A 10,952-nucleotide genomic window follows, 5' to 3' on the forward strand; every position below is an offset into this window, starting at 1 on the left:
GGTCGAATCGCACTGCTTCCGCAGGTCATAAACGTACTGCTCAGAAGGGGTGCCCATCGGAGATGGGCACCCCTTCGGCATAGTTCCTGTCTCACCTTGATCCGACTCTGTCGCATCGTGGATCAGTGTGTGTGGACCAGGCGTGGACCAGATCACTAGCCGCACTAGGTCTCTCAGCAGGTGTTTCAGGCCATACCGCTACCGGTTGCGGTAGGACGCGGCTTGGTGCAGGCGTTCGGCGACTCCACGAAGGAAGGTTGCGAGTTCGTGCCGGTCTCTGCCGCGAGTCTTGAGCGCATGGCAGTTGGGGCACAAGGCGATCGCGTTGTTACCGTGCTCCCGGCCGCCTCTCGCGTGCTCAACAACATGGTCAACCTCCAGGATGGGATCACCGTTGTCGGTGTAGCCGATGGGCTCGGGGTTCCTGCACCGGGGGTTCTCGCAGCGCTCTTTGGCCCGTTTAAGCACAGCTTTGCGCACGAGGGGGTTGCGGACCCTGTGAACGGTAGTAGTTTCGGCACGCCGCTGATCACGGCCCGTGCGCTCCCATTCCTCGGCCTGCCTCATCCACCGCGCGTACAGCTCGTCGTCGCTCAGAACGCGAAGCCGGCGCGGTTGGAACGGCAGGGTTACTAGCTTGGGCGGAATCATGGGCTGCGGAGGCGACGGTGACTGCATCAGCTGCTGTAAAGCTGTTGCCGATCTGGAGTTGCCCTCGCGGAAGAGCAGGTGGTGGGCCTCATCGATCAGCACGAGAGGAACGGCCGGGTCTTTGCGCAGCGAGCGGTGACACGCTGTAAGCGCGGCGTAAGTCTTGCCAGCGCCCGTAGCCATTTGGATCACGGCACGCCTTGGGAATGCATGCTGATGGGAGCTTGAGAGTGTAGGCAGGTCGTTCTGATCATGGCAGGGACTGCTGCCTCTGGCCCATGCAGGCAGGGCCTTTAAGGGGCGGAGATTGTCGGTCACCGGAGCATCACCTGCGGTAACTGTGCCATGAGGATCTGACAGCCGTGGCGCGCGCAGACGCCGCTCTGTCGGAGTGGGCAGAGCGGCGTCATTGGTACTGCGATAGGAAGCGCGGTTACTGCTCGTCGGCAGCATCGAGGGCGCGCTCGATCTGTTCATTCGAGCGCTGCTGGTTGCGATGAATCGCCTTGGCGTAGAACCGGAAGAGGACCGCGATGCTGTGGCCGGCCCGTCGCGCGACCTCAGCCGGGGAGACCCCGGACTCAAGCCAGAGCGAGACGCCCGCGTGACGCAGGGAGTACGGCACGTCAGCCAGTGGGGAGGCCGATTCAGATTCGGTCAGCGCCACGAGTCGCGCTGCCTTCCAGACCTCTCCGTACTCCTTGGACAGCAGGCCGCCCCCCTGGGCCGCGCGGAACAGCCGGCCGTCTTCGGCAGTACCGAACTCCTTAACGTGCTCGCGCACCAGGCGGACGAGGACGGGGGGAATCGGCACGGGCCGGGTCGCCTTGCGGGCCCGCTTCTTCAGGCCGCGCGTATCAAATGACTCGCCGGTGTCGGTCCACCCGGAGCCGACGCGGGGTGTGCTCGTGGACAGCAGTACTTCTCCCCAGCCCTCTTCGGGCAACGTGAAGTCTTCCTCCCGGAGATTGGCCGCCTCCCCAGGGCGGTTGGCCGCGTAATAGAGACAGCCGAAGAACGCCATCAGGTGGCGTCCGCGTGGCCCCTGCTCGCCTACAGCGTCGATCAGTGCCTTCGCCAGTTTCGGGCCGGGTACGAACCGGAAGTCGATCTCGTCGTCAGTTTCAGGCGGAGTCCAATCGACCTTGTCGAGTGGCAGGGTAGGCAGCAGCTCTCGTTCGACCGCATACCGGAGGCAGTTGCTGAAGGCGGTGCGCTTACGGTTCACCGTGTTCTCGGCAGCGGCGGTGCCGTCTTGCTTGAGCTTCAGTGCATCGAGTGCCTTACGCACCACCGAGGGCGTGTTGAGCGCTGTGACGTCGACAGACTTCCGGCCGATCCAGTCCAGCGCGGCCACGATGTCAGCGGGTGGCTGTTCGACGTCGAGGCGGGGCTTCAGCGTCCCGTCGTCGCCCCGGACGAAGCGGTAGACCCACGAGTAGAGGGCGATGCGGAGCACCTTGGGAGCCGGGGCACCGCGACTGTCCTTGATGAGCTTGGGGGTGATGGTGGCCAGCGTGTCAGCGATGCTTGCGCGGTGCTTGGCCGAAGCGCCGGACCACTTCATCTCTGCATAGGCGCGGGTGTGGGCGTACCACGTGGTGGCGTTGAGCGCCTGGACCTCCGAGGCGGGCAGGCCGGACTCCGTGTCGAACTGCTCGCGGTTACGCAGGGCGGCCAGCAGCTCGGAGCGGCGACCGTCAGCCTGAGCCTTGATCTTGTAGCTCTTGGAGAAGGGTCGGGGACCGACCCGCCAGCGGAGCTGGTAGGCAGCTACGCGGTTGGGCCGCTTGCGAATGCCCCAGATCTGTACGTCGTAGGTCAGCACGCTTCCTGCACCTCACAGGAGTCGAACCAGGCGTCGAGGTCGGCCCGGCGTATGCGGATCTGACCGTTGGGGAGTTTCAGGTGCCTGGGAGCCTGCCCCCGAGCACGCATGCGGTAGAAGGCGGCGCGGGACACACCGATCTCTGCCAACGCCTCCCCCAGCTTCAGCGTCGGCCTGTTGGCCGTGGTCGGAGTGGTCACAGCCAGGGCTCCCCTTCGGTCTTGATGCGGTTGGTTTGGTCGAGGTCGTGGCGGACCTGGGCGGCGAGCAGTTCTTCGCCGGGGCGGTAGCCACTGGCGAGGTAGGTCCAGGAGGACGTGGTGACGAGGGTGGTTTCGTCGGTGGTGGGGTGGCCGGCGCGAACGCGGGCGGCTTCTGCCTGGGCGAGGCGCCAGGTGCGGCGTACGTCGCGGAGGGCGCCGAGGGTGGTGGAGTAGGCGCGAGATTTGCTGGAGAAGTGGCCGCGGAAGCCGAGCATGTGAGCCCACTTCCAGAGCTTGAGGTGGGCGAACTCCGGCAGGTGGCCGAGGTCCCAGGCGGTACGGATCATCTGGCGTACGTGCTGTTGGATCGGCAGGGCCTTGATGAGTTCGGCCTGTCCGGTGCCGTCGCAGTCGGTGCACCGGTCGTGGAAGCCGTCGGGGCCGCGTACGTAGCCGCGTCCGGCGCAGGGGCGGCACATCAGGGTGCGGTCGACGGTGCCCGCGCCTTCGGCGTTCTTGGTGGCGTACTTGGCGACGTATCCGGCGACCTTGGCGTCTGTGTACTCGGCAACGCGGGCGTCGGTGAGTTCGCCGTCGCCGAGGGCGGTGATGGGGTCGACCTTGAACCGTCGGCCCCAGGCGATGACGCGTTCGCCGATGGCGTCGGATTCGACGGTGAGCCGGGCGCGTTCGACGGCCAGGCCCACGGCGGCGCTCAGGGCGTCGAAGGTGGCCCAGGGTGGGGGCGGGGCGGTGTGGCCGTCGGGTCCGTCGAAGCGGATCACGGCGTGGAAGTGGACCAGGCCGCGCTTCTGGTACTCGGCGACCTTGGCGAAGGAGACACGCAGGGCGGCGTTGAGCGCCTTCTGCGTCATGCCGAGGTGACAGGCCAGGGCACGGCGCATGTAGGTGGTGAAGCGTGCCCAGAGCTGTCCGGCGTGGGCGTTCCAGAGCACGGCACCGGTGTAGTCGTAGGTGGACGGGTTGAGCGGGGTGCCGAGTTCGGGGGCGTCTTCGGTGTGGGTGTTACCGCAGGCGCAGGGCCGGGACTTGCCCGCGTCGGTGGTGAGGCGGTTGTGGACAGGGCCGAAGGACGGGGCGGTGAGGGTGACGAAGGCCCGGGGGTGGTCGCGGACGGTTTCGGCGACGTTCTTGCCGCCGGAGAGTCCGGCCTTGATCAGGTGGTAGGTGTCGGCGGCGTACACCCGTGAGCAGGCGGGGCAGCGGGAGGACCGGCGGTTACCGCAGGTGGTGAGCAGGCGCCCGGTGGGTTCGTCTTCGGATCGGTAGGAGCGGACCACTTCCTTGGTGGTCTGGTCGGTGGTGGTGGTCCAGCCGTGGAGGTTGACGGGGGTGGTGCAGCCGCGCAGGTCGCGGAGCTGCTGTTGTACGCGGTCGAAGTCGTGGGTGTTGGCCAGTTCGATCAGGTCCCGCAGGCCGGGGCTGATGACGTGGCGCAGGTCGAGGGGGCGGCGCACGGTGGCGGGGTCTCCCTTCTGGCGTGAGGGTGGGCTTGCGGGCAGCAGTCGGTTGCTGGCGAAGGCGTCCGGGCTGCTGCCCGCAGGCATGACGCGTCGGCCCAGGGCGTGGGCGAGGGTGGGTGGTGCCGGGTAGGCCGGCGGAGGGGGCGGAGCTACAGGGCGGCGTGGAGGGCGGTGGCCATGGGGAGGCCGATGCCGAGGCGCCGCTTGAGCTGGGCCGCTGTGATGGGTTCGCCGTGCTCGATTTGGTGGGCGGTGGCGATGGAGCGTGCTTCGGTGAGCAGCGGCTCAGGGGTCTTGACCGCAGGTGCAACCACGGCGGCCACGGGCGCGACAGGGGCCGGTGCGGCGGCCGAGGTGACCGGGGGCGTAACCGGTTCCGGCGTGGCGGGCGGTGCAGGCGCCGGGGCGGGGGCCGGATCGTCGACGGCCGTGGCGGGCTGTTGTGCCGGTTGCGTGTCCGCAGCCGGGGCCGGGGCGGTGTCGTCGGCGGTGACCGCGTGGAAGGAGCGGAGGAGCTGTGGGCCGACTGTGCCCCAGCCGAGGAGGAGCAGGGGCGCGACGGCGTCGACGGCGGCGCGGCCGTAGTGGCCGGCGGCGAGGGGTTCGGCGATGTTGAGGGCCAGGGTGAGCAGGCCGGAGACGTGCATGAGGCGGGTGGCGGCCTTCATCTGCTCGGGCGGGACACCGCGCAGGGACAGGTATCGCAGGGCGACCAGGAGCCCGACCACGGACAGGTCGACCATGGGGGCGATCAGGGGTGCGATCGGTGCGGGGACGCCCAGGCGCAGGGCGAGGGCCCAGACGTTGCCGAAGGAGAAGACGAAGGCCAGCAGGGCGATAATGACCATGACCACGGTCACGATCCGCTGGGTAATCCGGTCCTCAGACATAGGGAGTTCACCTCCTTTCCTGGGGCGTCGGGTCGGCGGGGTCATGCCGCCAGCGGCGTCATGGAGTCGTCGTCGGGGTCGGTCTTGGTGAGGTCGAGGCCGGGGAGCTGGACGGTGAGGAGGTCGGCCGGGTCGGCGGTGAGGTGGGCGGTGCGGGCGGCGATGTGGGCGGAGTCGTCTTCGGTGACGTACGGGGTGCGCAGGCGGGTGAATCCTTTCTGCCCGTTGGTCTTCATGACCGCGACACCGACGTAGGCGGGTTCCTGCAACAGGGTCGGGCTGGCGTCGGGCCAGTCGCGGATGTCGTCGCCGAGGGCGGCCACGGCGGCGTCAGTGGTCTTCTGCGCGAAGGACAGGCCGACCGGGCACACGTCGCGGATGAAGGTGGGGATCGCGTCGCCCGTGCTCTTCTGCGTGGCGAGGATGACGAGGATGCCCACAGAGCGGCCCATCTTCACCAGCTCCTCCACCAGCCGGGCGTTCTGCGCGGCCAGCGCGGCGAGCTGCTTGGTCTCCTTGTCGGAGCCCTTATGGTCGCGGAAGTAGGTGTGTGCCTCATCGATGATCAGGACCACCCAGGGCCAGGCGACGGACGGACCGCCGTGCCACATGTCCTTGCGGCCGAGCACGGTCTTGATCGACGTGGACCGGGCGCGGCGCAGCCGTACGAGCTTGCGGAACAGGGCGTTGGCTTCCCTCAGGTCAGCCCCGGCGAAGGCGAACAGGCGGTCCATGAGGTCGGCGTAGTCGCCTTCGTGGGCGGCCATCACCTTGCCGTCCGCCACCGCGATCTGCACCGCCGGGGAGGGCGCGCAGTCGCAGATGAAGCGGTTGATGAGTGAGGTCTTCCCGAAGCCGGGCAGGCCGGCCACGGTGACGCCGGGGACTTCCGCCAGGTCGACGCTGACCGCCTGGGCGTACTCGTCCACCCCCAGACTCCAAGTCGCCAGCTTCTCCGGCACCTTGCCGGACGGGGCGTGGGAGGTCTTGGTGATCAGCGGGTCAACGCGCACTCCTCGGATGAGGACGTGGCCGGGCTTGTCCTGGGAGACGGACACCCGCGTGCACCGCCAGGCGTCCGCGATGTAGGGCGCGGCCTTCTGGAACTCCTCCAGGCCCACCTTCGGCAGGCAACCGGCCCGCACAACCACGCCGAATTGGTCGGGCGTCACCTTGAGAGTCGGCGTCAACACTCGGGGCTTGGGCGGTTTGCGGTCCGTGGTGGACAGCGAGGCCATCGCGCTCGGGGTCTTGTCCGTCACGGACAGGCCCGCCATGGCGGCGAACCGCTTCCATCCCCAGCGCACCCGTACGGCTTGCCGGATGCTGTCCCGCATCATCGAGTCGGCCAGCAGGTAGCGGGCTACCCACACCAGCCCCCACACGACCAAGGCGGCCAGGCCGACGCCGACCAGGACCGGGGCGTAGCCCAGCCCTTCGTTCACGTCGTTCAGGGTCACTTCGCTTCCTTCCTTCAGTTCCGGAATGCGGTCAGGTGGTGCGGGTGGGCCCCGTGCTCCCGCACCGCCGCGACGCGCTCATGTCGTCGCGGCAGGTGCGGGAAGGACGGGTGTGCGGTGTCGGTCACGCCGCTTCGGTGTCAGTGGCCGGGGTGGCCAGGGACAGGCGGTCGGCGCGGTAGGCGATGCCGTCCGAGAGCGAGCCGTTGAAGATCCGGGCCCACGGGGTGGCGAACAGCTCCACCGGCCTCACCGGCATGCCCGGCTTGAGGCCGTTGGGGAGACCGGTCTCCGGAACGGTGACCTTCAGTGCCTCGGCGCGGTCCTCCTCCATGAAGAAGAGGGTGATCGTGTAGAGCTTCGCGCCGGTCTCGCGGTCGGTGGCGAACTGGGTCTTCTCGGCGTCCGCGTATTTCGGAACCGGCGGGGTGCCGACCATGAACGCGGCGGTCGGGAGGAGGCCAACACGGATACGGGCCATGGGTGTTACGTCCCTTCGGTAGGTGCTCCGCCGGGTGGCGGGCGTGATCAATAGAACCTAGCTCACCTAGCAATGTCAAGCGAACGAAGCTAGCTAGGTGGTGCAGGTTGTGAGTGTGCGCTTGTCAGAGGTGTGTGCTAGGGCTGCTAGATCTAGCTACCCTGATAGCTATGACGCCTGCCAGTTCGCCGAAGCACGACCGCCGGCCGCCCTATCGGCACGCAGCCGACGAGCTCCGGCGCGAGATCAAGGCGGGCCGGTACAAGCCGGGTGACCAGCTCCCTCCCTACCGGGAGCTGCAAGAGCGGTTCGGCGTGGCCAACATGACCGCACGCGCGGCCCTGAACGTCCTCCGCGATGAAGGGCTCATCTACACCATCCAGGGCCGCGGTAGCTTCGTCGCCGATTACGAGGGCAAGGGCGGCGTCGACTACACCCCGCCCGCTTGGTACCTGGCGAACAGAGCCGAACCTGGCGGCGATGAGGCAGGCAACCTCACCATTGGGAAGGGGAAGCCCGGCAGCCCCGAGGCTTCCGAGCGCACCCTTGCCGACATGCTCACCCTGTTGCGTGATGAAATCCGAGCACTCAGCGCGGAGCATCAGGAACTACGCCGGGAAGTCGAGGCGCTGAAGAAGGCGCAGCGGCCAGGTTCGGGTTCCTGAGCCCGGCAACCTCCTGCCGCATCTGCCTTGCTTCACGGCTGAGCCTCGCCACCATGGCAGTCATTTCCTGAATCAGCGCGGACGCCTCCGCCGCCTCCCGGCTGTGAATGCTGACCAGCTTCCTCCCTGCGTTGCCTATCTGCTCGGTCATGTCTCCCCGTTCGCTGCCGTGCCGTCGTTCTTCGTCCCGTTCAGCCAACCGACGAGGACTGCCCCGAAGACTGACCCAGCGGCCGTCCACCGCCGGATCCGGAGTGGCCCAAACTGTGCGGCGAGCCGTCTGTGCGGCTGTTGAGACAGGTCTACAGGCCGAACCGGACAGGTAGGCGACGCGCAGTTTTGTGCTCCCGCCGGACGGGAGGGGACGGGAAGGAACCTTCCTTCCGGGCCCGTGCTGCGGAACGCAGAAGCAGCTTCCCTGGGTCACGCGGACAAAGCGAACCGAGCATCCCGAGCCCACCGCCGGCCCCTTGGCGCAGACCTCCCGGCAGCCCGCCCCACCTTTTGCACCCCTCAAAGCGCACCTCCCTTCGTTCGCCGAGGACCACCAATGGTCCGGAGATTCGCCGGTTTGGGTAACCGGCGATCGTCGGCTATGTTGCGCCGCCCCGTTTCGAACGGCGCCCGTAGAGGTTGGCTTCTCGGGTCTTGTGTGACACCGATTCCATGTGATCCCGATCACTGCTACGTCTCCCTTGTTCGCGCCATCAGGTCACCCAAGGCGGATGCGTTCGGGTGGCCGGCGCAACTGCCTTCACCTGCTACGGGTCGAAAATCGAGCCTTGGTGTGACGCTCACCCGTACCTTCTTCATGTGACCCCCATCACTGTCTGCCGCGATCGCCGTGCCAGCTCATCAATCGACCCCGACCAGACCACCGACCACGGAGGGGCGACCACGGTCACGGACGCGTAACGAAGGAACCGGCTTTTCCACAGGTTCAACCCTGGACTGGTCGACCTGTGGATAGATTCCGACGACCGTCAGAATGAATGGGCGAAAATGCGGCTGTAAGCATCCGAAGTGGCGCCGAAGCGGTGGAATCGACAAGGCCGGCGCGGACACGCATGGCCGCAGGGCGCACCAGGGCCCCAGCACAACGGAGCTGTTCAGAGTTTCTTTACTGGATCAAGGCGGCCCGCCTGCGGCGGGCCGCGCGCGCTGGCGGCCATGGGCCGCCGCCGCTCCTTGTCGCCGCCACCGCTCCGCCGGCCCCCACCCGCTCAGCGCGCAACAACGCCGAGGATGACACCTGGACCAGGAAGCAACACGACCACTCCGAGCACCAGGGCCAGGCCGGCACCGACCAAGTGAGAGCCCGCCACCCGACCAGCCCCGCTCCGCAGCCGAACACACCGCAGAGGCGCAAACAGAGCCCAGCCGTTCGGTCGCTCCCTCTCCATCGCCCAGGCCGGGACGAGGACGAGGCCGTGATATGGAAGAAGCGTGGCTGAGACCGGCGGATGGTTGCTGGAAGCACACGTGACGGGTGTCCGTTCGACGCACCCGCCGTCGTGGCTGACTTTCGGTGGCTCAGGTCAGGAACCTCTCCAACGCGGCAATGTAGAGCCGGGGTTGTGGTAGCACCCGTGTTCGAGCACGCCAACTACCCCGGTACCATCGGCACCGGGTTCCTGACTGGAATTCCGCGACCGGACCACCCGGAATGCTGTCCAGGCTGAGGGGTGGTCCGGTCTTTGGCTGTTGGGAGTCAGCTCAGGGCTTTGCCCACCTCGTAGATGGTTGGCCGATCCTCCGGGGCATGGCTGAGCATCGCGTCGATCAGCGCGCCCAGCGGACCGGGAGCTTTCACGGGCCGGCGCTTGCCGTTCGCCACTGCCTCTCTCTGGACGGGGCGCGGAGCGTCGTCCGGATACTCCACAGCTCGCCACCCAGTGGCGGAGATGAGGAGAGACGCGCCGAGTCCGTAGATGTCGGCTTCCTGTGTGGGTTCGGCCTCTCCGGTCGCGAGCACGCTGCGCGCGATCTCCGGAGCCTCATAGTGGACGAGGCAGCCGCGGAACGGGAAGTCGTACCCATCGGGTACGTGCCCGCCCCGGGCAAGAGCGAGGTCGATGAGGTGCGTCCGCTCCGGCCCGACGATGAAGTGGGCGGGCTGTACGTCACCGTGTGCCCAGCCCTTGGCGTGGAGTTCGGCCAGCGCCTCGACACAGCCCAGGGCGGTGCTTGTGTGAGGTTCGACGGGTGAGTCCTTCTCACGGCAGGGCTCCCACAGTCGGTAGAGGTCCGGCCCCTCGTGCCACGGCTGGAGATTCCACGTTCCGCGCTCCCACTCGCCGTACGCCAAGTCATCCAAGCCGAGGCGATGCAGCACGGCCCCCTCGCGTGCGGGTGCGAGCGCGGTCCAGGGCTGGGCGGGCCAGTCGGCCGTGGCCTCGATCGGATGACCGAGCTTCACGGCGTAGTGACCTCGGTGGCTCTTCACCTCCCAGACCGTGGAGCCCCGGCGGTCCACCACCAGACGCTGAGCCGTAGGCATGAGGGCGTCGAGCACCACGATCGGCAGTTCAGGGGATGACCCGGACAACGTCTCTTCTCCTTCCGGTTCCGGCGAACGCGGCCGGCCACGACTCGTGGTCGGCCGCGTCGCTGCTGTCGTGTGCTACGCCTGACCGTACGGTCGGCCGCAGTCCGAGTCGCACTGCGCGAGGTTGGTGCCGTCCACGGTCCACAGGTCGTCGAAGACCATGAACCCGGCCGCCTTCATGGCGTGCGCGGAGGAGGCGACCTTCTCCGGGTCACGGGCCCCGCCGCCCGGCGCCGGGTTGTGGTGCAGGAAGCGGCCCGCGTACCGCTCGCACAGGGCCGCGTACTCCTTCGTGTGCAGGATGAGCGCGTGCAGTCCGAGGTCCACGTCGTCTGACGGGACCATGGGAGCGGTGGCGGTGGCGGCGGTGACCAAGAAGGCCACGGCCTGGTCCGCGATTCGCTGGGCACGCTCGGGCGACTGTCCGTTGTGGACGACCACGAAGTGGGCGAGGCTTTCGAACAACTCCTCACCAGCCACCGCGCGACCGGTCCTCTGATCGTTCGCCGTTGCCGTCATACGACTACTCCTTGTGTGTGGCGGTGCGTGGCACTTACCTCCCGCATCGGTCGCTGAGTCACGGCTCAGGGACGACCAGAAGGCGGGCTTGGAAGGCCGGCCCCGAACGGGGACGGGGGGCCGGGGAACTAGGCCGGTTCGTTTGGATCACTTCCGCTGGCCGAGGTCATCGTTGATGATGTCCACGTGACTCACCGCATCAGCGCACTGATCTCGGCAATCG

At 67.6% G+C, this 10,952-nt stretch carries 10 protein-coding genes; 1 reads left to right on the forward strand and 9 read right to left on the reverse strand.

Annotation, left to right across the window (positions count from 1 at the left end):
* Window positions 1-198: 198 nt before the first annotated feature.
* The 7 genes from ACZ607_RS26650 to ACZ607_RS26680 all read right to left on the reverse strand — a co-directional run bounded on the left by ACZ607_RS26650 (window position 199) and on the right by ACZ607_RS26680 (window position 6,997).
* On the reverse strand, window positions 199-1,128 hold the full coding sequence (locus ACZ607_RS26650) for an HNH endonuclease (RefSeq protein WP_469738507.1): 930 nt from the start codon (window positions 1,126-1,128) through the stop codon (window positions 199-201).
* A complete protein-coding gene (locus ACZ607_RS26655; protein ID WP_469738509.1) occupies window positions 1,085-2,479 on the reverse strand; it encodes a tyrosine-type recombinase/integrase in 1,395 nt (464 codons plus the stop codon). The genes ACZ607_RS26650 and ACZ607_RS26655 overlap by 44 nt, the downstream gene beginning before the upstream one ends.
* Window positions 2,473-2,679 carry a helix-turn-helix transcriptional regulator gene (locus tag ACZ607_RS26660; protein ID WP_469738511.1) on the reverse strand — a complete coding sequence of 69 codons (207 nt, stop codon included), beginning with the start codon at window positions 2,677-2,679 and terminating at the stop codon, window positions 2,473-2,475. Before ACZ607_RS26660 ends, ACZ607_RS26655 begins: the two co-directional genes overlap by 7 nt.
* Window positions 2,676-4,160: a replication initiator gene (locus ACZ607_RS26665; protein ID WP_469738513.1), complete on the reverse strand. Its 1,485-nt coding sequence runs from the start codon at window positions 4,158-4,160 to the stop codon at window positions 2,676-2,678. The genes ACZ607_RS26660 and ACZ607_RS26665 overlap by 4 nt, the downstream gene beginning before the upstream one ends.
* Before the next feature lie 155 nt (window positions 4,161-4,315).
* Window positions 4,316-5,056, reverse strand: a complete 741-nt coding sequence (locus ACZ607_RS26670) for a DUF2637 domain-containing protein (RefSeq protein ID WP_469738515.1) — start codon at window positions 5,054-5,056, stop codon at window positions 4,316-4,318.
* Window positions 5,057-5,097: 41 nt separating this feature from the next.
* The gene (locus ACZ607_RS26675; RefSeq protein ID WP_469738517.1) at window positions 5,098-6,516 is read right to left on the reverse strand and encodes an FtsK/SpoIIIE domain-containing protein; all 1,419 of its coding nucleotides are present in this window, start codon (window positions 6,514-6,516) and stop codon (window positions 5,098-5,100) included.
* 124 nt (window positions 6,517-6,640) lie between these two features.
* Window positions 6,641-6,997, reverse strand: coding sequence for an SCO3933 family regulatory protein (locus ACZ607_RS26680; RefSeq protein ID WP_469738519.1), 357 nt, complete (start codon window positions 6,995-6,997; stop codon window positions 6,641-6,643).
* Between the two features lie 170 nt (window positions 6,998-7,167).
* Between ACZ607_RS26680 and ACZ607_RS26685 the strand changes: the two genes are divergently transcribed.
* A complete protein-coding gene (locus ACZ607_RS26685) occupies window positions 7,168-7,662 on the forward strand; it encodes a GntR family transcriptional regulator (protein WP_469738521.1) in 495 nt (164 codons plus the stop codon).
* 1,711 nt (window positions 7,663-9,373) lie between these two features.
* On the opposite strand, the gene ACZ607_RS26690 is transcribed toward ACZ607_RS26685, so the two are convergent.
* Entirely contained in the window at window positions 9,374-10,210 is an 837-nt protein-coding gene (locus ACZ607_RS26690; RefSeq protein WP_469738523.1) for a protein kinase family protein, read from the reverse strand.
* Window positions 10,211-10,285: 75 nt separating this feature from the next.
* Window positions 10,286-10,729, reverse strand: coding sequence for a glycine-rich domain-containing protein (locus ACZ607_RS26695; RefSeq protein WP_469738525.1), 444 nt, complete (start codon window positions 10,727-10,729; stop codon window positions 10,286-10,288).
* Between the last annotated feature and the right edge of the window lie 223 nt (window positions 10,730-10,952).

It is taken from the genome of Streptomyces sp. NPDC104381, from assembly GCF_055583745.1.